We start from the raw sequence: 24,307 nt of genomic DNA on the forward strand, positions 1-24,307 counted from the left end.
GGAGTCCTTGCATGTCGATCGATCCGACCGCGTCGGCGGACCAGGCCTCGCCCCTCGTGGCGGCGACGGTCGCGGCGTCGCCGCCCGCCCGGCGCGTCGCGTCCGTCGACGTCCTCCGCGGGGCCGTGATGGTGTTGATGGTGCTCGACCACACGCGCGATTACTTCGGGGACGCCTCCCTGAACCCCACGGACCTGTCCCGGGCGGCCCCGGCGCTGTTCCTCACGAGGTGGGTGACCCACTTCTGCGCTCCGGTGTTCGCCTTCCTCGCGGGGACGGGCGCCTACCTGGCGGGCTCCGGGGGACGATCGCGGGGCAACCTCGCGGCGTTCCTCGCCACCCGGGGGCTCTGGCTGATCTTCCTCGAGCTGACCGTCGTCCGGGTCGGCCTCTTCTTCGACTTCGTGTCCGCCCCGGTGTTGCTGACGGTCCTGTGGTCGATCGGCGCCTCGTTCATCGTGCTGGCGGGGCTGGCCTTCGTGCCCAGCCGGGCGGTCGGTGCGATCGGGGTCCTGCTGGTGGCGGCGCACGGCATGATCGGCGGCCCCTCGCCGGGCCCCGGTGGCGCCGGTTCGCAGGCCGTTGCCGAGCGACTGCTCCGACCCGGGTTGTTGCCGCTGCCCGGCGGGGTGAACGTGCTCGTCGCCTACCCGCTCCTGCCGTGGCTGGGGGTGGTCGCCATGGGCTACGGCTTCGGCGAGGTCCAGCGGCTGGAGCCGGGTCGGAGGCGGCGGGTGATGTGGGTCGTGGGCGTCGGCGCGATCCTGACCTTCGTGCTCCTGCGGGCGTGGAACGCCTGGGGCGACCCGCGCCCATGGACGCCGCAGGCGAGCCCGCTCCTGACCGGGCTCTCGTTCCTCAACTGCACCAAGCAACCCCCCTCGCCGCTCTTCGTCCTGATGACGCTCGGCCCGGCGTTAACGGCCCTGGCGGCGATCGATCGCCTGGGGGCCCGGGGCCCGATCGTCGGCGCCCTGGCGACGCTCGGCCGCGTCCCGCTCTTCTATTACCTGCTGTCGTGGTACGTCATCCACGGCCTCGCCGTGCTCACGGGGCTGGCGCGGGGATCGCCGGTCGCCTGGCTGTTCTCGCCGGCGGCCCTGGGCCCACCTCCCGAGGGCTGGCCGCTGGGGCTGCCGGGCGTCTACGTCGCCTGGGCCGCCGTGCTGGGCGTCCTGTACCTGCCGTGCCGCTGGTTCGCCGGGGTCAAGGCGCGCCATCCCGGGGGTTGGCTCTCCTACCTCTGAACCCCCGCCGTCGCGAGCCGCCCGGGTCGCCGCCACGGCAGCCGATGCCGACCGCTTCCTTGCGGCGTCTCGGTGGCGAGGCCGGGGTTCGAGGCCAGCCCGGCGATTCGCTCGGCCCCTCCTCGCGGTCGAAGGCCATCCTTTCGCTCCGGGCGCGGCCTCGACCGGCTCCGCCTGGAAGCGACGCCGGGACCACCACGACCCCTAAGGTGCTTCGGTCCGGGATGCCGGAGCACCTTCGGCCGACCACACCGAAGCGGGTAACCGATCGGTCGAACATGCCGATCCGGCCGGCGCCGGATCCGGGGCCGCCTCAGCGGGCGAAGGGATCGCGCGGGAAGCCCGCGTCGGTCATCATGGCGCGGAAGTCGGTTCGGTCGCGGAGCGGATCGAGGTCGTGGTCGTGGGGTATCATCGGCACGATGCGGGGCTGGCCGGCCTCGATGGTTCGCCGAAGGTAGCCCACGGCCCGCGCCTCGAGCCTCTCGCGGTCCTCCGGCGAGAGCCGGCCATCTAGCGCCGAGACCATGGCGACGACGCGGGCCATGTTGTAGAGGTCGCCCGGGTTCGGGTCGCCGAGCGATTCGTAGGCGGCGAGGGATTCTCGGAAGCGGGCCAGGGCCTCGCCCGGACGCTTCAGGTCGCGCAAGGAGCCCGCCAGGACTCCGAGGCTGGTGCCGTGCAGGCGAGCCAGCAGCGGATCGGCCGGGCGGGACCGTCGCAAGGCCTGGAGTCGCTCGCCGGCCTGTTGGAGATCCACGACGGCGTCCGCGAGACGTCCCTGCTGGTAGGCCACCACGCCGGACTGCACCAGGCCCCGAGCCTTCTCGAATTCGGCCGGACCGACCGCCCCGGGTCGGATGACGGGGATCGGGGGCCGGGTTCGTTCGCCCGCCGGGGCGAGACCCGTCGTCGAGGCGACGGGCGGCACGGCCTGGTCCCAGGCGAGTCCCACGGCGGCCAGCTCGTCGCGGATCAGGCCGAGGTCCCAGAGCCCGACGTCCGAACTGGCCCCGGTGATCGCCAGCCACCGGCCGGTGGAGTCGAAGGCGAGATCCTTGATGATACCGGTCCAGCCGAGCAAGGTCGCCAGCGGCTCGAGCGTGGCCGCATCGCGGAGGATGATCTTGCGATCGACGCCCCCGCCCGTGGCCAGCAGCCGCCCGCCGGGCTGGAGGGCGAGGGACTGGATCCCGCCATCTTCATGCCCCTTCCGGATGTGGCGGACGACGGCGAAGTCGCGGAGCGAAATCCGGCTCAGATTGGCGTCGTCCCCCGTTACGATCAGTTCGTCGCGGGCGCGATCGACCACGAACCGGAACATCCCTCCCGGCACGGCGACCCGTCGGGGCGGATCGGTTCCTTCCAGGTCGAACACGACGAGCGGTCCGGACGTGACCTCGGTGACGAGGCGGCGGCCCCCGTCGACGAAGGCGATGGACCAGATCCACGACGGCCCCACGGTCTCGCGCCGCAGGAGCTGCCCGGTGCCCACGTCCCAGATGAGGAGGACTCCGCTGGTGTCCCCGGTCGCGAGCCGTCGGCCAGTGGGGTCGAAGGCGATGGCCCGCACGGCCGCCCGGTGGCCGGGGAGGACGTGGCGTGGAGCGCCGTTCTCGGCGTCCCAAAGTCGGACATCATCGCCGCCGCAACCGGTGGCCAGGAGCGAGCCATCCGGGCTGAACGCCAGCGTGGTGACGTAGGAGGTGTGGGCCGACCATCGCCTTAACGGACGGGCCGATTCCGCGTCCCAGACGATGACGTCGTGATCATCGGCCCCCGAAGCCAACCGGGCCGAGCGGGGATGGAAGGCCAGGAACTGCGTGCCGTTGCGATGGCCGACCAGCAATCGCCGCTCGCGCCTGCCCTGGATCTGATAAAGGCTCACCACCAGCCTTCCGGTCGCCGCCGACGTCGACACCGCCAGGAAGTGACCGTCCGGGCTGAACGCCACGGAATGGTTAGCCCCGGGGGCCGGAAGGACCGCCAGGGTCTGCCCGTTCCGGACGTCCCAGATCCGCGTGGTGAAGTCCGTGCTCGCGGTCGCGACCCAGTTGCCATCCGGGCTGAAGGCGATATCGACGACCGCTTCCTTGTGCCCGCGGAGGGTGACCTGTTCCTCGCGTCGAGCCACGTCCCAGAGCGTCGCGGTGTGGTCCTGCGACGCAACGCCCAGGGTCGTCCCGTCCGGGCTGAAGGTGAGCGATCGGATGCGCCCACGCTGCCGCCCCAGCGTCATGGGCGGGCCGTCCGCGTCCGTCGGATGGATCCGGACCGCATCGTTCGGTCCGGCGAACGCGATCCACCGGCCGTCGGGGCTCAGTGCGAAGGACCTGGGATTGTCGCGGATGGACCGCCTCAGCGCGCCGGTGGCGGCATCGCGGAGCTCGACCCGCCCGTCGTCCCAGCCCACCGCCAGCCAACGACCCCGGCGATCGACTTCCAGCCCGACCGCCTGCGCCTTCCCGCCGCCGATGGGGGGACGGGCCGAGGGCCGGCCCGAGGAGTCGAGGAACTCGACGCGTCGGTCCCACGCGATCCTGGCCAGCCCGCCGTCGGGCAGGAACCGGGCCTGGATGCTCGGGTCCCCCGCCGCCGGCCATCCGAATTCCCTGATCTTTCCCGCCGGGTCGGGGACCAGCCACGCATGCTGCCGCCGTGCAACGTCCCAGACATGGAGGTCCCCGTTGTGGCTGGCCGTGGCCAGGGCCCGGGAGTCGGGGCTGAAATCGAGCGAGAAGATCGAGCTTCGGTGCCCTTCGAGCCGGGCCACTTCGACGACGTCGGACTCGACGAGGCTGGCCACGGCCTCGTTCCGGAGCTCGACGAGGTCGCGGCCCGGCGTCGGCATCGTGGTCAACTGGGCGAGGCTCCCGAGGGCGTCATCGCGCCAGCCGGGCGGATGTCCGGCCCGCAGGGCCTTCACCTCGCTGAGCACGGCGCGGTAGGTCTCGGCCTGGGCCGCGACGCGTGCCGTTTCCGCCGTCGCGCGGGCCTGGTCCGCCTCCCGTCGCGCCGACCGTTCCGCCGCCGCCGAGTCCCCCTGACGCCGCGCCAGATCGGCGAACTGCACCGCAGTCAGGAATGAGCCTATCGTGAACATCACCAGGACCGCCGTCAGCACTCCGCCCAGGGCCGCGACGACCGGGTTCCGCCTGGCCCACCGCCAGTAGCGCTCCGAGGTGCTGATCTTCCGGGCCTTGATCGGCTCGTCGGCCAGGAACCGCCGCAGGTCCTCGGCCATCGCCTCGGCCGTCGGGTAGCGCCGCTCCGGAAGCTTGTCCAGCGCCTTCAGGACGATCGTCTCCAGGTCGCGCGGGATCCGGCTGTCGAGCGACCGGGGCCGGGTCGGCTCCTCGTTCTTGATCTGTTCGATGAGCTTCAGGCGGTCGGACGAGCTGAACGCCGGGCGAAGCGTCAGCAGCTCGTAGAGGGTCATGCCCAGGGCATAGATGTCGGCGCGGGCGTCCCCCTCGCCGCGAAACCGCTCCGGCGGCATGTAGCGGAGCGTGCCCAGGATGTCGCCCGTGGCCGTCAGGCCGTCCTCCTCCGCCTTGGCCAGCCCGAAGTCGGTGATCCAGACGACCGCGGCGGTGTCCAGCAGCAGGTTCGATGGCTTGATGTCGCGGTGGACGACCCCGCGGGCGTGGGCATAAGCCAGCCCCTGCGCCACCTGGCGGCCGATCTGGGCGACGCTCCGGAAGAACGGCCGGCGGTGGCCGGACGTGTCGACCTCCGAGGCGTGCGTCCCGCCCGGCAAGACCGCCGAGCTCGAGGGATCGGTTGGACGCCAGGCCGGCGGACCGTCGCCGTCCGGCCAGGGCGGCTCAGGACCCAGGGTCGCGTCCGGTCCGAGCCGTTCGGCCGGGGCCGGGTCATCCGCCTCATGCACTTCGCGCACGAGCGATCCCGGCCCCTCGGTGGCCAGGCGGCCGCCGAGGAGCGATTCGGCGATCAGGCTGCGAGCCCGAGCCGCGGCCACCTTCGACGTGGTGGCATGGGCAGGGCCGGGGCCCACCGAGCGGGGCCCTCGATCGGGCTCTCGGAGCCGCTTCAGCTCCTCGATGACCTGGTCGAGCCCCTGGCCGGCGATCAGCTGCATGGCGTAGTAATCCACGTCGCCCTCGCGCCCGACCTCGAAGACCGGCACGATGTTGGTGTGGTGCAGCCGCGCCGCCGCCTTGGCCTCGCGGCGGAAGCGGTCCTCCGCGCTCCGGTCGCCCACGGCGTGGCCGGGGAGGACCTTCAGGGCCACGCGGCGGCCCAGGGAGACCTGCTCGGCCTCGTAGACCGTCCCCATGCCGCCCCGGCCGATCTCGCCCAGGATCCGGTAGTCGCCGAGCTGCCGGCTCGGGCCGGGGGACGCCCGCGGCATGGCCCTCGCGGCGGGTCCCGGCTCGGGGTCGATGGTCAGGTCGTCCTCGACCCGCACCATGGCGGGCAGCAGCCTGCGGATCTGGCCGGCGAGCTCGGGGTGGCGGTCGGCCAGCTCGTCGATGCTCGGCCGCTCGCCGGCCCGATACCGCGCCAGGAACGACTCGGCGACGACCTCGAAGGGGTCCCGGTCGGATGTGAAGTCGTTCATGTCGCGTCTCCGTCGACGCCCCCCGGGAGGTCCCCCAGGATCTGCTGAAGCCGCTCCAGCGCCCGCGTGTACCGCTTGCTCGCCGCCGCCTTCTCCAGCCCGAGCGCCGCGGCGGCGTCGCCGTTGCTCATCTGCTCATAGTGCCGCAGCACCAGGACCTCCCGGTCGATCGGGTCCATGCTGTTGAGGGCCTCCTGGAGCTGCAGCTTGCGCTCGGCCCGCATCGCCGCCTGAAGCGGGCTGGTCAGCTTGCCCAGCAGCCGGGCCGCCAGGGCCCCGGAGCTGACGCCCGGCATGGCGCCGCGGTAGATCGAGACCTCGCGCCCGACGTCGCGGCCGGGCCGGGTAAGGTGGCGGCGGTGGCACTCGGCCACGCGCTGCCCGACGAGGAACCGCAGCCAGATGTAGAACGGCACGGACGGGTCGCGGGTGTACTCGTCGAGCCGCCGGATGGCGTCCAGGTAGCCCTCCTGGATGACGTCCGAGGCATCGACGCGGCCCTGCAGCCTCGGATCGAGCCTCAGCGCCACCATGCGGCGCAGGCGGGAGCGGTAGCGGGCGAGTAGCTCGACGATCGCCTCGCGGTCGCCCGCGGCGATGCGCGCGACGAGTTCGGGCACCTGACCAGGTGGTGGCGACATGTCTGACATCTTATGACGTGTACTGCCCGCCGCAACATCCTCGCGACAGGATCCCACCGATCTCGGAGCATTTTTCCTTGGTAGACCAGGCGCCTCCGCTTTCTGGCGACCTGGAGGTTCTTTCGCGAAACCTGTCTCGACCCACCGCCGGCCGGCTGTACCGGGACTGTGCCTCGAATCGTCCGTGGCCGGCGACGCCTCGACCGTCCGAGGCGACGGAAGCGGAGGAATTGGGGAAGCGAGAGCCGGTTGAGCTCCGACTCGTTCGACCTGGAGTAGGCGCCGCAGTGCGAAGGCCGCGGCTACTTCATCGGCGATTATCAGGGAGTGGCCGCCGTCAACGGCAACAAGTTCCTGGCGGTACCCATCCTGGCGGGTACGGCCGGAGCAGGCACATCGAACGCCGTGGCGATGCGGTTCAGCACCGGCGATAAGGACAACGGCCCCGACAATCGAGGCAACGGCGACCAGGCGAAGAACTCCGCTGCGGGCGACAGAGGGATCTACGCCTTCGACTCCGCCCCGTCCCTCCTGGGCACCACCAAGGTAAAGGGCAACAGGGTTAGCACCGCACGCAACGACCTCTTCAACGGCAAGTGAGGCCTCCGCGGTCGGAGCGATGGCCGGGCCGGCCCGGATGCAACGAGGCGCCGGGGACGGGCCTGGGCGCACCGGGTCGGCACGGACGGGCCCGCGGTCGTCTGTGGCATGGCCGCCACGCCGAACGACGGCGCCAGTTCCGTCGACGAGGACGCGACGTCACGGCCCGCGACGAGGGGTCGCTCGGGCATGTCGCGTCAAGAGGTCGATCTTCCACCAGAGGCGGTGCTGCGGTCACTGCGACGGTCCAGGCCGCCCGGGGGCGATACTGCGCCCTCCTTCCCAGGAGTAACCACGCGGGCGGGAGTGCCTTCCACCACGCCTTGACTGCTTCGGTCCGCCATACCGACGCCACGTTGCGGAGCCCCCTTTGGCCCTGCGACGGCTCGATCGGCCTTGATGCGACCGCGGTGAGCTCGCTCCTGGACGGCTGTCACTCTCGGCCCGTGAACGCCGACGAAGCCGGACGGCTCGCGCGGGGCCGCCGTGTGCCGGTGTCAGGCGACACTAAAACTGACCCCCCTCGGCGACACTAAAACTGCCCCCTGAACACTTGAAGAGGAGGGGATATGGACAAGTCGACCGATGCTCCGCTCCCCCTTGGCTCATCGTCACCCACGAGTGCAAGAAAACCCTGGCTGAGGAGGCGGACATGGCGGGCGGGGCGGGCCTTCCGGTCCCCTCCCCCACCAGGGGGAGGAGACCAGAATGGGCCGCTTCACTTGTGGGTAAAGCAGAGCTTCGTACAGGGGCAGAGCCAGATCGGGCGACGTCGTCGCGTGGGGAATTGTCCGAAGCGGAGGACATGCGCATCCATCGCCGTGAAGGATGGATCGGTCTGGTGCCGTTTCTATTTTGAAGATCCCTGTCCCGGAATGGCCCCTCCGCGCATGTGAGGGGGTATCGGCGATTCGTTGCGTCCGGCGATGGAGACGACGCCCCGAGGCGTCCCGTGCGACGCGAAGCCCCCCCTCCGATTCGATCGACGCCCGGCGCCGTCCGGGCGAGGTGGGGGGAGGTTGCGCGCAGGCCGGGCGTGATGCCGCTCCTCTTCACCAAGGTACCGCACCATGGACCCATCCGGCCCGCCGCCCGAGATCACGGCTCGTGCCGCCGCTCCCGACGTCGCGGAGCCCGAACCGTTCCGCAGCGCGCACACGCCGGGCTTCCCGCAATTGCTCGACGGCCTCGGCGTCTCGCTCCTGGTGACGACCTACCAGGCGGGCAAGCTGGTGATCGTCCGCGCCGAGGGGGATCGCCTGAACACCCATTTCCGGAGCTTCCCGGCCCCCATGGGGCTGGCCCTCGACCCGACGGCCGCGCGGCTGGCCGTGGGCACGACGCTCCAGGTCTGGGAGTTCCACGACGTGCCCGACGTGGCCGCCCGGGTGGAGCCGCGGGGGAGCCACGACGCGTGCTTCCTGCCCCGCTCCGCCCACGTGACCGGCAACGTCCTGGTCCACGAGATGGCCTACGGCCGCGGCGGCGAGCTCTGGTTCGTGAACACCCGCTTCTCCTGCCTGGCGACGATCGACGCCTCGGCCAGCTTCGCCCCGCGATGGCGGCCCCCGTTCGTCTCCCGGCTGGAGCCCTCGGACCGCTGCCACCTCAACGGCCTGGCGATGCACGGGGGCATGCCGCGATACGTCACGGCGCTGGGGACGGCCGACGAGCCGGCCGGCTGGCGGAAGGACAAGGCCCGCGGCGGGGTGCTGCTGGAGGTGGAGTCGGGCGAGGTGGTCGCCTCCGGGCTGTCGATGCCCCATTCCCCCCGGATCCACGGCGGCCGGCTCTGGGTCTGCGAGTCGGGCGCGGGGACGCTCGGCGTGGTCGACCCGGCGACCGGGATCCACGAGCCCGTCGCGGCGGTCCCCGGGTTCACGCGGGGGCTCGACTTCGCCGGCCGGTTCGCCTTCGTGGGGCTCTCCCAGGTCCGCGAGTCCGCCGTCTTCAGCGGCATCCCGATCACCGAGCGGCTGGCCGAGCACGAGCGGACCTGCGGGGTCGCCGTGGTGGACGTCGTCGCCGGCGAGGTCGTCGGCCTGCTCCGGTTCGACGGCGCCGTGCAGGAGATCTTCGCCGTCGCGGTCCTGCCCCGCCGCTTCCCGGACCTGATCAACGACGACGACGCCCTGCTGGCCGACTCGTTCGTCGTCCCGACCGAGGCGCTCGCCGACGTCGCCGAGACCGTCCGCGGCCGGCCGGCCCTCTCGGCCTGAGCCGGACACACGCACGCACACCGGGCCCGATCACGGATTCCCCAGCACCAAGGATCTCGCACGATGAACAGCCGCAAGCGAACGCACCCGTGGACCCTCCGCGCCCGCCGCCGGCTCCGGCCCGGCCTGATGGCCCTGGAGGATCGGACGCTGATGGCGACGTTCAGCGTGACGAACACGAACGACTCCGGCTCGGGCTCGCTCCGCGCCCAGATCGCGCTGGCGGGCAACAACGACACGATCGTCTTCGACCCCGCGGTCTTCAGCACCGCGCGGACCATCACCCTGACGAGCAGCACCCTCAGCGTCACCAGGGACGTCACGATCCAGGGCCCCGGCGCGAACCTGCTGACGATCAGCGGGAACTCGGCCCGGACGGTCTTCAACGTGGCCGCCCCCGGCGTCCGGCCGGCGGGGGCGATCCTCTCCGGCCTGACCGTCTCCAATGCCGTCCTGAACAGCCTCGGCGGGGCGATCATCAATGCCGGCCCGCTGACGATCCGGGACTGCGCCGTCACCGGCAACACGGCCTGGAACGGGGCCGGGATCTCGAACCAGTCGACCGGGGTCCTGACCCTGGTCGGCAGCACCGTCTCGGGCAACACGACGACCCGCTCGGCGGGGGCCGGCCTCATCAATTACGGGTCGATGACGCTCATCGACGCGACCGTCACCGGCAACACGGCCGCCACCGCCGGCGGCGCCGTCTTCAACAGCGCGGGCTCGCTGTCGGTCTTCAACTCGACGATCGTGGGCAACACCGCGCCCTCCACCGGCGGGATCATCGGCAACAACCACCTGACGATCAACAACTCGATCCTGGCGGGCAACGCGGGGGGTGACTACTCGGGCTCGCTCGCGGGGAGCCGCAACATCCTGGGCGGCGACCCGAAGCTCGCCGCGCTGGCGTACAACGGCGGGCCCACCCAGACGATGGCGCCTTTGGCCGGCAGCCCGGCCATCGACGCGGGCGACAACGCGCTGATCCCCGCCGGGCTGGCCGTGGACCAGCGAGGCGCCGCGCGGATCGGCGGGGGGACCGTGGACATCGGGGCCTACGAGAGCGGCCCGGTTGGCGTCGTCGTGACCACGCTCGCCGACGAGGACAACGGGACGGCCGACCCGGCGGTCGGGTCCGGGACGTCGCTCCGCGAGGCCCTCGCCTTCGCGAACGGCGAGCCCAGCGGCGTCGCGACGATCACCTTCGCCGCCGGGCTGACCGGCACGATCGCGCTGGCCTCGAGCGGCCTGCCGGCGATCGCGAAGACGGCCACGATCGTGGGCCCCGGCGCCGGCACGCTGACCGTCGACGCGCGGTCGAAGGGCCGGGTCCTCCAGGTCCTGGCCGGCGCCGTCGCCTCGATCTCCGGCCTGACGCTGACCGGCGGCCTGGCGGACGTGGGCGGCGGCGGGATCCTCAGCAGCGGCACGCTCACCGTGGACGCGTGCGTCATCACGAACAACGTGGCCGCCACCAACGGCGGCGGCATCGACAGCGTCGGGGGCGGGTCGCTCACCCTGAAGAACTCCACCGTCAGCGGCAACCGCGCGCTCCACGGCGGCGGCATCTTCACCAACCGGGACGTGACGATCACGGGGACCACGATCTCCGGCAACACGGCCACCGACGGCGGCGGGATCAAGGTCTACGCCGGGACGGCGTCGCTGACCGGCTGCGTCATCACGGGCAACAGCAGCACGGCCCAGGGGGGCGGCCTCTACCTGCGGAGCTCGGCCCAGCTCGTGAATTGCACGGTCGACACGAACGCGGCGGGCAGCCCCGGCGGAGCCCCGTCGGCAGACGGCGGCGGCATCGCCCTGATGACCGCCGCCGCCAGCCTGACGATGACCGGCGGCAGCATCTCCGGGAACACGAGCCCCGGCCGCGGCGGCGGCCTGTACGGCCTGGGCCCCGTCCAGCTCACGGGCGTCGCGATCCGGGGCAACAGCTCGAACCAGGGCGGCGGCGTCTACGGCAAGGGGACGGCCGCCCTGGACGGCTGCACGGTCTCCGGCAACACCGCGGGGGGGGCGGCCGGCCTCAACGTCCAGGGGAGCCTCTCGCTGATCCGCTCCACGGTCTCGGACAACAAGGCGAACGCGTCCGCCCTCGCCGGCGGGATCTACAGCCCCTCGTCGCTGTCGCTGATGCTGTGCACCGTCTCGGGGAACACCGCCAGCGGCATCTACGCCAGGGGCCAGCTCAGCGTCCGGGACAGCACCATCTCCGGCAACACGGCCGTCTCCGGCGGCGGCATCTTGAACTTCGGGACGGCGACCCTGATCGGCAGCACGATCTCCGGGAACCACGCGGTGGGCGGCCAGGGCGGCGGCGTCAGGAACAACGGCTCGCTGGCCATGACCAACTGCACCGTGTTCGACAACACGTCGTACGACGGCTCGACCCCCGGGATCGGCGGCGGCGTCTGGAACTACGGGACGGCGACCCTGACGAACTGCACGGTGGGCAGCAACCACGCGAGCTTCCTGCCCAACACCGGCGGCCTCGGGGCCAATCTCTTCAACTACGCCGGCAAGAGCCTCACGCTCAACAACAGCATCGTCGCCTACGGCGCCGGCTACGGCGGGAACATCGCCGGGCTCGTCTCCGGCAACAACAACCTCATCGACGACGCCGCGGCCGCCGGCGGGCTCTCGGCCGCCAACGGCAACATCCTGAGCAGCAGCCTCCGCCTCCGCCCGCCCGGGGATTACGGCGGGCCGACCAGGACCGTGGCCCTCTTCGCCGACAGCCCCGCCGTGGGGGCCGGCAATCCCGCGCTCGTCCCCGCGGGGATCATCACCGACCAGCGCGGCTATTCGCGCCTCCGCGGCGGCAGGGTGGACATCGGCGCGTACCAGTCCGGATCGACGATCGTCGTCACCACGCTGGCCGACGAGGACAACGGCTGGACCGACCCGGCGCTCGGGTCCGGCACGTCGCTCCGCGAGGCGATCAACCTCGCCAACGCCGACCCGGCCGGCGGCGACACGATCACCTTCGCCGCCGGGCTGCAAGGGACGCTCGCGCTCTCGCTCGGCATCCTGCCGGCGCTCACCGCCACGGTCTCGATCGCCGGCCCCGGCGCCCGCCTGGTGGCGATCGACGGCCAGGGGGCATCCGGCATCCTCTCCGTCCCGGCCGGCGGGATCGCCACCGTCTCCGGCCTGACGCTCACCCACGGCTCCGCCTCCGAGGGGGGCGCCGTGTTGAACGCCGGGACGTTGACGCTCGCCGACGTCGCCATCGCGGACAATACCGCGAACCGGGGGGCCGGCATCCTGAACCGCGGCAACATGACGCTGATCGGCGTCACGATCTCGGGGAATCGCGTCGGCTTCGGAGCCGGCGGCGGCGCCCTCAATCTCGGGACGATGACGCTCACCAACTCCACCGTCGCCGGCAACGCGGGGGGATCCGGCGGCGGCGGCGGCATCAACAACTCCGGCGGCACGCTGACGCTCACCAACTCCACCGTCGCCGGCAACTCGGCCGTGAACGGCGGCGGCGGCCTCGAGAACACCGGGGCGATCGTCCTCAACAACACCATCGTGGCCGGCAACGGCAACACGGACATGTTCGGCTTCAGCGCCGGCCGGGACATCATGGGCTCCGGCACGGTCACCGGCCGGAACAACCTGATCCAGTTCGCGGCCAACCCCGGCGACCTGGCCAACGGCGTGAACGGCAACATCGTGGGCGTCGACCCGAAGCTTGGCCCGCTCGCGTACAACGGCGGCCAGACCCGGACCATGGCCCTGCTCGCCGGCAGCCCGGCCCTGGACGCCGGCAATGGCGGCCTGATCTCGGCCACGACGGACCAGCGGGGCGCGCTCCGCGTGAAGGACAAGTCCGTGGACATCGGCGCCTTCGAGGCCGGGGCGTCGGTCCTCGTGGTGGACACGCTGTCCGACCTGGATTCGGCCGGCACGACGCTCCGCGAGGCCATCGAATACGTCAACGACATCGACCCGACCGGCGGCGTCACGATCGCCTTCAAGGCCGGGCTCGCCGGCACCATCGCCCTGACGCAGGGGGCGCTGCCAACCATCGCCGGCAACCTCGCGATCGCCGGCCCGGGGGCCAACCTGCTGACGATCGACGCCCGGTCCCTGGGATCGGTCCTCACGATCGGCGCCGGCTCCAGCGTCGTCCTCCTCGGGCTGACGCTCACCGGCGGCCGCTCCAACTGGGGCGGCGGCGTCGCCAACCTGGGCTCGCTGGCGATGACCGGCTGCGTCGTCACCGGCAACAGCGGCCGCTTCGGCGGCGGCATCGGCAATGACAAAGGCAGCACCCTCTGGCTGACCGCCTCGACCATCACCGGCAACACAACCGCCTCGAACGGCGTGGGGGGCGGCCTGCTCAACCTGGGGACGGCGACCCTCATCAACTCCACCGTGGTGAACAACTCCGCCTTCAACGGCGGCGGACTCTACAACGCCTACTCCGGCGTGCTGACGCTCCAGAGCTGCACGGTCGCGGGCAACTCGGTTCAGTTATTAGCCAGCGGCCTCGCAAACCTCGCGGGGGGGACGGCGACGCTGACGAACACGATCATCACCGGATCGCCGGGGAACTCCACCATCGACGTCACGGGCACGGTCACCGGGAGCAACAACCTGATCCAGGACGCGGCGTACGCCGGGGGCCTGATCAACGGCGTGAACGGCAACATCGTGGGCGTCGACCCGAAGCTCGGCCCGCTCGCGAGCAACGGCGGATCGACCCCGTCGATGCGGCCCCTCGCCGGCAGTCCGGCCATCGACGCCGGCTCCGACTCCCTGGTCCCCGCCGGCGTGACCACCGACCAGCGGGGCTCGTGGCGGATCCGCGGGGCCCACGTGGACATCGGCGCGGTGGAAGGCGGCGTGGCCACGATCGTCGTCACGACCCTCGCGGACGAGGACAACGGGACGATCAACCCCTTCTCCGGCGGCGGGACGTCGCTCCGCGAGGCGATCAACTTCGCCAACACCGACCCCGGCGGCGGCGACACGATCGCCTTCTCGCCGCTCCTGAAGGGCTCGATCAACCTCAGCCTGGGTGCCCTGCCGACGATCTCGACGGCGATGACGATCCAGGGGCCGGGGGCCAACGTGCTGGCGATCGACGGGCTGGGGACGAGCCGGATCTTCTGGCTCACGTCCACCGCCAACGTCGCGATCTCCGGCCTGAGCCTGGTGCACGGCCGCGGCGACGTCTACGGCGGCGCCATCCTGAATCGGGGCGGCACGCTCTCGCTGACCGCCTGCACGCTTTCCGGCAACACCGCCAGGATCGGCGGCGGCCTGTACAACTCGGGCACGGCCACGCTGATCGGCTGCACGCTCTCGGGCAACTCGGCCTCGACCGCCGCCGGGGCCCTGTACAGCCTCTCCGGGACGCTCTCCCTGACGAACTGCACGGTGAGCGGGAACACGGCCCCGGTGGTCGCCGGGCTCGCCCTGGTCGGCGGCACCAATTCGATCCTCGCCTCCACGATCAGCGGCAACACGGCGACGAGCTCCGGCTTCGTCGCCGGCGTCTACCTCTCCGGCAGCGCCAACTCGATCGCCAACTCGATCGTCGCGGGCAACGCCGGCCCGCTGGGGGCCAGCGACATCGGCGGGACCGGATCGGCCTCGGGCTCGAACAACGTGATCGGCACCGGATCGGTGGCCGGCTCGAACAACAAGCTCGGCGTGACCGATCCGAAGCTCGCCCCCCTGTCCTGGAACGGCGGGCCCACGCCGACCATGGCGATCCTCCCCGGCAGCCCGGCCCTGGGCCTGCTCGCCGCCGGCGCGACCACGCTCACCACCGACCAGCGCGGCCTCCCGCTGGACGCGCCGAACGCGGACGCCGGGGCCTTCCAGTACCAGGGTGCCCCGCCCTCGGTCACGATCACCGGGCCCTCGACCGCCACCACCCTGGTCGCGACGACCTTCGTCATCCGGGCCGACGACCCGAGCCCCGCCGACCAGGCCGGCACGTTCACCTACACGATCGACTGGAACGGCGACGGCACCGACGTCCAGGTCGTCTCGGGCCCCTACCAGTTGCTGGTGAGCCACGCCTACGCCGCCGCGGGGTCCTACACGCCCAGGGTCTCCGCGCTCGACGCGCACGACCGGGCGAGCGCCCGGGCGGTGCTCCCGGCGCCGGTCGTCGTCTCCAGCCTCAACGCCAATGGCTTCACCACCCTGATCGCGACCGGCGACACGGTCACCATCAATCTTTCCACGCTCGACGATCAGTCGATCGCCGAGCAGCTCATCACCACGGCCCCGGAAGCGACCTGGAAGAGCGCCCTCAACCTCACGGTGTCCAGCGCGGTCCCGCTCGTCCACACCGAGATCAACCCGACCAGCCCGAACGCCGTGGTGAACGTCTCGGGAGGCGTCGGCGGGCCGTTGGAGTCGCTCTTCGACGTGAACAACGTGTTCGGCGGCGAGTCGCAGCAGGGGGTGGCGACCATCGCCACCATCGTGGCCCTGGCGGTGATCGGCGGGTCGGCGCTCGGGGCCTTCGGCGGCGTGGCGGCGACCGATTTCGCGGAGTATGCCACCACCTCCGGCCTGGGAGGCTACCTGCCGAACGCGATCGGACTGGCCGGGATCACCACGGCCAGCATCGGCATCGCCACCGGGGCGGGCGTCGCCACCGGCGTGGTGACCACGGCGGCCTACATCTCGCTGGGGGCGTCCCCGGCGCTGGTCGTCGGCCAGGGCAAGGTCTCCTGGTCCGACTCGCTCATGGGGACCGCGACCGACTCGTCCACCGTCATCGTCAAGGGGGGCTCCCTGAACCTGGACGACAACATCATCACCGGCACGCCGACCGGCAACCAGCCGCTCCTCGACGTGATCGGCGGGACGCTGATCCTGGGCGCCACCACGCCCAACCGCCTGGCGGTGTTTGGCTCGGCCCCGTTCGTGAACGTCGCCGCCACGGGCAAGGTGATCGTCGCGCCGGGCAACACCTTCTACGTGGTCAACGACGACTTCACGAGCCAGGCCGCGACCGGCACCGCGATCGTGCTCGCCTCGTCGGTCCCGGTCGCGACGCCGGGGCAGTCGATCACCTACACGGCCACGGTCACGGCCGGCGGCGTGCCCGCCACCGACGGCCGGGTCGAGTTCTTCGACAACACGACCGGCGTCATCCTCGGCTTCGCGACGGTGACCAACGGGACGGCCTCGATCGGGGCCTCCTTCAGCACGGTCACGGCCGGCGACGCGATCTACGCCACCTACCTGCCGACGACCGGGGCGCTCGCCCCCAGCTCGGACCACCTCACCCAGGTTGTCTCCGATGCCACCACGACGAGCGTCACCGGCCCGGCCGCGACGCCCGTGTACGGCCAGTCGGTCACCTTCACGGCCACCGTCTCCCCGGCCGGCTCGTCGGGCGTCACCCCCGCCGGCACGGTCGAGTTCTACGACGGCGCGATCGACCTCGGCGCGGGGACCGTGCTGACCGGGACGGGCGGCTCCGCCACCTCCACGTTCACGACCTCCTCCCTGTCGGCGACGACCCACGCCATCCGCGCCGTCTTCACGCCGGCCGCCGGCAGCACCCTCCAGGGGAGCTTCGGCACGCTCAGCCAGGCGGTGAGCCGGGCGCACCTCACCGTCTCGGTCGCCCCGGCCAGCAAGGTCTTCGGCCAGGCCTTCAACGCCTCGAGCTACGTCGGCACCATCGGCGGCATCGTTCAGGGCGACGCCATCACCGCCACCTACAGCAGCGCGGGGGATGCCGCCGCGGCCATCGCGGGCAACTACGCCATCGCGGCGACCCTCTCCGACGGCGGCTCCGGCACGCTGGCGGCGAACTACGTCATCGACTCCAACCTGGCCAACGTGGGGACCCTCACGGTCACGGCCGCCGCCACGACGACGAGCCTGGCGTCGTCGGTCAACCCGGCGGCCCGGGGGCAGTCGGTCACGTTCACGGCCGTCGTCGCCTGGACCTCCCCGGGCGTGGGCACGCCGGTCGGGAGCGTGACCTTCCGGAGCGGCTCGACCGTCCTGGGCACCGTCGCGCTGACGGTCGTCGGCGGCGTGGCCCGGGCGAGCCTCACGACCGTGTTCACCTCGAGCGGCTCTCCCGTCATCACGGCGAGCTTCTCCGCCGCCGACGGCAACGGCACGCCCAGCTCGGCCACGCTGACGCAGAGCGTCCAGGACGTGGTCCTGGAGCCCGACCCGACCGACCCGTCCCGGACCGCGCTGGTGGTCGGAGGCACGACGGGCAATGACCTCATCACCTTCAACACCCGGGCGGGCGGCGTCCAGGTCCTCGTGAACCTGGTCTCGAAGGGCACCTTCTACCCGACCGGCCGCCTGATCGCCTACGGCCAGTCGGGGAATGACGTGATCGTGGTGTCCGACTCGGTCAAGCAGCCGGCCCTCCTCTTCGGCGGCGACGGCAACGACACGCTCTGGGCCGGCGGCGGCGACTCCGTGCTCGTCGGCGGGGCGGGCGACGACGACCTCGTCGGCGGCCTCGGCCGGGACCTCCTGATCGGCGGCACCGGCGCCGATCTCCTGGCCGACCGGGGAGATGACGACATCCTGATCGCCGGCACCACCGACTACGACGCCGGCGAGATCGCCCTGGCCGCCCTGGCCGCCGAGTGGGGCCGGGCCGACCTGAAGTACGCGGCGCGGGTCGCCCGCATCGGCGGCGGCTTCACCTCCGGCGGCGTGACCTACCGGCTCGACGCCAGCACGGTCCACACCGACACGGCCATCGACCTGCTCTACGGCGGCTCCGGCACGGACTGGTACTTCGCCCAGGTGAGCGGGGCGAACGCCGACAGGATCGTGAAGAGGAAGTCCTCCGGCGAGGTCGTGACCGGCATCTGATCCCGGTCGGGGCGGGCGGGCGGCCGGGGAATCCGGGCTCATTACCCCGGCAAGGAAGTTGATCAAGCTCACGGATATCGAACGGCCTCCTGAATCCCCCCACGCTCGGGGACGCGAAATCCGGCTCTCCCCCTTACGAAGGGGGAGTTGGAGGGGGTGCTTTGTGCCGGCCAGGGCGATCGAATTCACCCCCCTGAATCCCCCCTTCGTAAGGGGGGAAGTGAGTGCGGGCCGGCTTCCCTGTCGGCGGTAAGAGCCCTATTACGGTGATCTTCTTCCTTGCCGAGGTAATACCTTGCCGATTTTGTCGATTTCATCGGTCGCACGGCCGATACTCCGAGAAGGATCGGGGCGCGACGGCCGGCGCCGCCGCGACTTTCTCGGAGCGGAACCCTTGATCGATCGGGCCTGCAAGATCGGGCGGGGGTTCGCGACGATCGCCTGCGGCATCGCCCTGGTCCTGGGCATGCCCCGGGCCGCCCACGCCCAGGATCCGGCGGCCGCGGGAGACGTCGGCCCGGCCCTCCGCGAGCGGCTCGAGGACACGGCGCTCTCCGGCGAGGCGCCGGCGTTCCGCTATCCGGACGTGCACGACGATCCCGCGGAGATCTACCGCGACCGCTACGGCGCGACCCGCGAGGATCCCGACCGGTTCCTCTTCCCCCGGCTGGTGAACCTGATCTTCGAAGACCGCTGGCTCCTCAACGAGCGCGACCCGGCCACGGCGGTCCGCAACCGGATGAGCCGCCGGCTCAAGGCCGACATCCGCGACCCCGCCCCCGACACGGCCAATTTCCCCAACAGCGCGTACACGATCGCCAAGGGGAGGGTCTACATCGAGAACTCCCCGCTGGGCCTCTACTCGGCCAGCCCCGACGGCCTCCAGGCGCGGATCTACCAGTGGGATTACCTGCTCCGGTACGGCCTGACCGACAACCTGGAGCTGCGGATCTTCTCCAACGGCCTGACCTACCAGGCCCGGGAGCGCGGGAATGCCCCGATCTTCGGCTACTCCCCCCTGACGTTCGACCTCAAGGCGAACTGCTGGGAGGAGAACACCCGCTACCACATCCCGGCGATGGGCTTCGAGGTGTACCTCCAGACCACGCTCGGCTCGCAGTCGCTGGCCGCCGGGACGCAGCCCTCGCTCAACCTGCTGTTCGACCAGAGCCTGCCGCTGGGCTTCGACCTCGAGTACAACTTCGGCATGGCCGGCGTGCAGAACGGCCAGGGGCAGATCACCTACCAGTTCGGCTACCAGTGGTCCTTGCAGCACGAGGTCGTCGAGGGCTTCGACGTCTTCTTCCACGGCTTCTACAACGCCGCCGCGCTGCCGCGGCTCCTCCAGTTCCAGGGGGGGCCCGGCCTGTCCATCCCCCAGGTCACGGTCCTCGGCGGCGGCGGCATCTGGACCGTGACCGACCGCCTGGCCCTCTTCGGCAGCTACAACTTCGGCGTGACCGAAGGCGCCCCGCGGACCATCGCCCTGATGGGCTTCGCCGTGGCGCTCTGAGCGGATGCGGGGGCGGGGGCGGGGGCGGCCCGGCGGCCGGGGCGACGGCCGCGGATCCGGCCTCACCGCGCCTCATCTCATCTCGTCTCGTCTCGTCTCACCGCACCGCCACCGCCGGCGCGGCGATGGTCACCGGGATGGGGGGGCTGGAGTAGGCCCGCTTGGTGACGAAGTCGATCGACACGTAGGCGACGACGGCGATCGTGACCTTCTCCGCGGGCTTCGCGTCGGGGGCCGCCTTCAGGAGGACCCGGCCCTTCGATTCCTCGGGGGCCAGCGAGAGCTTGGCGCCGGCCTCGACCGCGGTCACGCCCGGCGGCAGCGGGTTGCCGAAGACGGAGCCCAGGTGCTGGAGCTCGATGTCCAGCGTGACCCGCCCCTTGAACCCGGGGCGGCGGACGACCTCGACGTCGAGGGCCACCTGCTGGCCGGGCTTGAGCGCGACGGCGTCCGGCGAGACGTGGACGGCGGCGATGTCGTCCTTCTCCACGACCTGGGCGATCTGCGTCTCCACCGGCCAGACGGCGCGGCCGCCGCCGGCGAGGTAGACCTCCTGGAGCGGCTGGGCCGGGTGCTCGAGCTTCCGCGTCTTCCCGTCCAGGTCCTTGACCATGGCGGCGGCGATCACGGTCACCGGGCCCGCCGCGGGCTTGGCGTCGGGGGCGGCCCGGACGACCAGGCAGCCATCTTTCACGCCGGCGGGGATCGTCGCGGGCGCGGCCGAGAGCCCCGGCGGCAGGCCCTCGACGCGGACCTCGATGGGGCCCTCGAAGCCCGCCAGCCGGGTCGCCCGCACGAACCAGGGGGCGGCGCCCCCGGGTCCGACGCCGAGCTTGTCGTCGTCGCAGGTGACCGCGAAGTCGGGCTCGTCCTCGACCGCCTCCACGCCGTAGGCGAAGCCCGGCCCGCCGCGATGGACCAGGTCCGTCACCTCCAGCGTGTAGGCGCCGTCGCGGGGGGGCTTGAACGTCAGGACGGCGTCCTTCGACCCGGGCGAGTCGTCGCCGGAGGCCACCGCCGCCCCCTTGTCGTCGAGCACCCGGAGCCGCGAATCGAGGCTCGATCCGAGCCGCCGCGCGTGGACCTCGAACCGGACGGGGCGTCCCGCCTTGAGGGCGAACGCGAACAGGTCGACGTCGTTGGGCCGGTTCGCCCGCCCGGCCAGGATCATCCCGAGCCGCGGCACCGGCGTCGCATGCCCGCGGTCGTCGTTCGGCTCCGCCTCCGCGAGGATCGGCCGCTCGGTCGCGACGAACGTCGCCGGGTTCGTGGCGTTCCCGTTGGCGAGCAGGGGCCACTGGTGGACGCCGGGCTTCGCCGGGCCGGCCGGGCCGGCGAGCGCGAGCGGGCCGTCGGGGATACCGAAGCCCTCGGCGCAGGCGGACCGCGGGCCGGCCGCCGGGACGACGAGCGGATAGGCCGACGTGACGAACGGGCGATCGGTGATCGTCAGCGCGTAGGTGTAGTGGGCGACGCCGTCGAAGTCGACGTCGCGGACGGTGACAAGGTAATCGCCCTCCTTCTCGAACCGATGGTGGAGCAGCGGGTCGCCGATGTCGTGGTCGTCGTCGGAGGCGATCTCGGTCCCCTTCGCATCCGAGAGGATGATCATGGGATCGAGGTCCCCCGACTGGTGGTAGTGCCGCTTGAAGAGCAGGCGCTGGCCCATCAGGGCGAAGGTGACCTCCTGGCCGGCCCTCGCCCGGAACCGATAGACGTCGACCTCCTCCTTCCTGGAGATTGCCCCGCAGACGACGCGGTTGACCTCCACCGGCTGGGCCGCCTCGGGCGTGCCGTGGGCCTTGGGCAGCTCGGCGACGACCGGGTCGTCGACGACCAGGATCTCGGCCAGGGACGACGTCCCGCTGCCGGTCGCCACCCGGAGCTCGTGCAGGCCGGGCTCGGCGTCGGCCGCGGCGGTCACGCGGATCGTCCCCTGCTGGGCCGGCTGGTTCGCCGCGCGGGGCGGGACCTCCGCGCGGAGGCCGCCGCCGCCGAAGAAGACCTGGCGGGCCGTCTCGAAGCCGCGGCCGGCCTCGCGCGAGTAGACCGTCACGTCGCTCGTCGTGCCGCGCTGGACCGCGCCGGGCAGGACGTGGCTGATCTCCGGGTAGGGCGTCTGGGCGAGGGCCGGCGCGGATGCGGATGCGGCCAGGAGCAGGGACGCCGCGAGGGAGCGGAGGGGCGATGCAGGCGACATGGGGCGGTCCTCGGCGGGGAGGGAGGAGACGGGAGTTGAGAACAGGCCTCGACGCGATCACCAGCCAGCGCCGGGCTCGGCAGGAGCCTCGCCCTCCCGGGCTGAGGGCGGGTCTTCTTCGGAAGGGAGGGCGAGGCTCCTGCCGAGCCCCGGGCGAGCCGTCGGATCGCCAGGAAGGCCCACAATCTCGCGTACCGAATTCGGCATAGGGCATCCGCCCCGGCGATGGCTACTTCTCTTCATCAACCGGCCCCCGGCCTCAGTGATTGAACTGGAATTCCCGCGTGTTCAGGAGCGTCCAGAGCAGGTCCTCGAGCCCCTCCTTCGGGCTGGGGGCGGCGGCGATGTCGGCGACGGCCTCCTTCGACTCCTCGGCGGTCGGCGGGCGGGAGACCGTGCAGAGGAAGACCTCCTCCACGGCCTTATCCGCGGGGGTCTTGGCCGCGGCGAGGGTCGCGGCCCGCCCCTTCGGATCGGCGACCTTGCGGTTGAGGAGGCCGCCGCTGATCATCAGCAGGGCCTGGGTCATGGTGGGGGCCTCGCTCCGCTCGCACTCGCAGGGCACGGCGCGGCGGGGGCGGCCGAAGGTGTCCAGGAAGTCCGACGCGTAGTCCGAATCCGGCAGGTCGATCGCCCGGTAGCCCGACGGCAGGCCCGCGAACTTCTCCCGCGTCCCGCAGGCGGAGTCCACGGCGTCCAGCAGGGCCTCGGCCCCCAGCCGCGTCGGCGCGAAGTGGGTGACGTAGCGATTGTCGACGTCGGCCCGGCTGGCCGGCGGGGCGACGGCATCGAGCTGATAGACGCGCGATCGCATGATCGTCCGCATCAGGTGCTTGATGTCGTAACGATGGGCCACCAGGTCATCCGCGAGCGCATCCAGGAGCTGGGGGTTGGACGCCGGGTTCGTCGCCCTCATGTCGTCGATCGGGTTCACCAGGCCGCGGCCGAAGTAGTAGCCCCAGTACCGGTTCACCAGGTTGCGGGCGAGCGCCCGGTTGTCCTTGGCGGTGATCCAGGCGGCCAGGGCCCGGCGGCGATCGATCGGGTCGTCCGCCGGGGCGCCCCCCACGGGCTTCGGCTTCATCACCTGCCCGGTCCGGGGATGCCGGACCTCGCCGCCGTCCCGGACGAAGACCACGGTGTCGCCGCCGCCGAGGCCGAACTCCTGGCTCCCCTTCGTGCCGACCCGGCCGAAGTACGCCTTCATCGCGTAGTAGTCCGATTGGAGCAGGCTCTCGTACGGATGGTTGTGGCACTTGGCGCACTGGAGCCGCAGGCCCAGGAAGACCTGCGAGGCGGTCTCGGTCCACTCGTCGGGGCCGCCCGTCTTGTAGAAGTTCGCCGGCCCGTTCTGGTACGGGCTGCCCACGGCCGTGAGCAGCTCCGTCACCAGCTCGTCCATCGGCCGGTTGGCCCGGAACGACGCCAGCAGCCAGTTGTGCAGCGACCACATCCCCTTCTTGCCGACCGCCTGCGAGCTGTTCAGCAGCAGGTCGCCCCACTTGTGCGCCCAGGCCGCCGCGTACTCCGGCCTGGCGAGCACGGCGTCGATGGCCTTCTCCCGCTTGTCCGGGCCCTTGTCCGCCAGGAAGGCCCGCACGTCCTCCGGGCGCGGCAGCGTGGCCAGCGTGCCCAGGTGGATCCGGCGGAAGAACTCCGCGTCGTCGCACGCCGGCGCCGGCGCCAGCCCGACCTTCCGCCAGGCGTCGGCCCAGAGCGTGTCGATGAGGTTATTCGGCCTGAACGAATCGAGCGGCGGCGGCGGCCCGTACGGGACGATCACGCGGGTGGCGGCGACCGAGCCGAGGTAGCGGACCAGGACCGCCGCCTCGCCGCGGGCCTCGGCCCCGGCCCGGATCGCGCCGTCCGCGGCCACCTGCGCCACGGCCGGGGACTGGCTGTCGAACGCGGCCTTCTCCTCCAGGCTCTCCGACGAGCCGTCCTCGTAGACGGCCTTCGCGACGATCCGGGCCGAGCCGCCGGGCGGCAGCACGATCTCCCTCGGCTCCACGACCAGCGTCTTCAGCTTCCGGTCCGAGGGGGCCGGCCCGGGCGCACCCTGCCGGATCCAGCGGACGAGCGTCGCATGGGCCGCGGAGCCCTCGGCGAGCCGACGGCCCCCCTCGTGGGGGACGCCGAGCGTCGGCTTGCGGAGCAGCAGGCTGTCGGCCGGGTCGATCGGGGCCAGCCGGCGGCCGAACGCGGCGACGACGATCTCGCGGTGGTCGGCCGCGTCGTCGAAGCCGCGGAGCGAGAGCTTGAAGCTCCCCTTTCCGTGCTGCGCCCCGTGGCAGGCCCCCTGGTTGCAGCCCAGCCTCGTCAGGATCGGCTGCACGTCGGTCGCGAACGAGACCTTCCCCTCGCCGGCGCGGGCCGCGGGCGCGAGGGTGAGGGGGTAAATCCCGGCGAGGATGATCGGTAAGGCCGTCGATATTTTCATGTGACCTCG

At 71.9% G+C, this 24,307-nt stretch carries 9 protein-coding genes; 5 read left to right on the plus strand and 4 right to left on the minus strand.

What is annotated here, in order from left to right; all coding sequences use genetic code 11:
* The first annotated feature begins 11 nt into the window (after positions 1–11).
* Positions 12–1,247, plus strand: a complete 1,236-nt coding sequence (locus G6O54_RS11245) for an acetyltransferase domain-containing protein (RefSeq protein WP_250846831.1) — start codon at positions 12–14, stop codon at positions 1,245–1,247.
* A 313-nt stretch (positions 1,248–1,560) separates the two neighbouring features.
* Here G6O54_RS11245 and G6O54_RS38340 read toward each other — a convergent pair whose 3' ends face one another.
* Together G6O54_RS38340 and G6O54_RS11255 are read right to left on the minus strand one after the other, a co-directional pair.
* Positions 1,561–5,832 carry a protein kinase domain-containing protein gene (locus G6O54_RS38340; protein ID WP_165224829.1) on the minus strand — a complete coding sequence of 1,424 codons (4,272 nt, stop codon included), beginning with the start codon at positions 5,830–5,832 and terminating at the stop codon, positions 1,561–1,563.
* On the minus strand, positions 5,829–6,473 hold the full coding sequence (locus G6O54_RS11255) for a sigma-70 family RNA polymerase sigma factor (RefSeq protein WP_165224832.1): 645 nt from the start codon (positions 6,471–6,473) through the stop codon (positions 5,829–5,831). Before G6O54_RS11255 ends, G6O54_RS38340 begins: the two co-directional genes overlap by 4 nt.
* 327 nt (positions 6,474–6,800) lie before the next feature.
* Between G6O54_RS11255 and G6O54_RS11260 the strand changes: the two genes are divergently transcribed.
* From G6O54_RS11260 to G6O54_RS11275, 4 genes are all read left to right on the plus strand, one after another.
* A complete protein-coding gene (locus tag G6O54_RS11260; protein ID WP_165224835.1) occupies positions 6,801–7,073 on the plus strand; it encodes a hypothetical protein in 273 nt (90 codons plus the stop codon).
* Positions 7,074–8,143: 1,070 nt separating this feature from the next.
* Entirely contained in the window at positions 8,144–9,292 is a 1,149-nt protein-coding gene (locus G6O54_RS11265; RefSeq protein ID WP_165224838.1) for a TIGR03032 family protein, read from the plus strand.
* A gap of 63 nt (positions 9,293–9,355) precedes the next feature.
* On the plus strand, positions 9,356–18,145 hold the full coding sequence (locus tag G6O54_RS11270; RefSeq protein ID WP_165224841.1) for a choice-of-anchor Q domain-containing protein: 8,790 nt from the start codon (positions 9,356–9,358) through the stop codon (positions 18,143–18,145).
* Between the two features lie 394 nt (positions 18,146–18,539).
* A complete protein-coding gene (locus G6O54_RS11275; RefSeq protein WP_165224844.1) occupies positions 18,540–19,658 on the plus strand; it encodes a transporter in 1,119 nt (372 codons plus the stop codon).
* Between the two features lie 97 nt (positions 19,659–19,755).
* Here the strand turns inward: G6O54_RS11275 and G6O54_RS11280 are convergent, their stop codons facing one another.
* Complete coding sequence (locus G6O54_RS11280; protein ID WP_165224847.1) at positions 19,756–21,858, minus strand: PPC domain-containing protein; 2,103 nt, start codon at positions 21,856–21,858, stop codon at positions 19,756–19,758.
* A gap of 259 nt (positions 21,859–22,117) precedes the next feature.
* Positions 22,118–24,298, minus strand: coding sequence for a DUF1549 and DUF1553 domain-containing protein (locus G6O54_RS11285; RefSeq protein WP_165224849.1), 2,181 nt, complete (start codon positions 24,296–24,298; stop codon positions 22,118–22,120).
* Positions 24,299–24,307: the final 9 nt, after the last annotated feature.

The sequence above is a fragment of the Aquisphaera insulae genome, assembly GCF_011064615.1.
GTDB classification, from domain to species: domain Bacteria; phylum Planctomycetota; class Planctomycetia; order Isosphaerales; family Isosphaeraceae; genus Aquisphaera; species Aquisphaera insulae.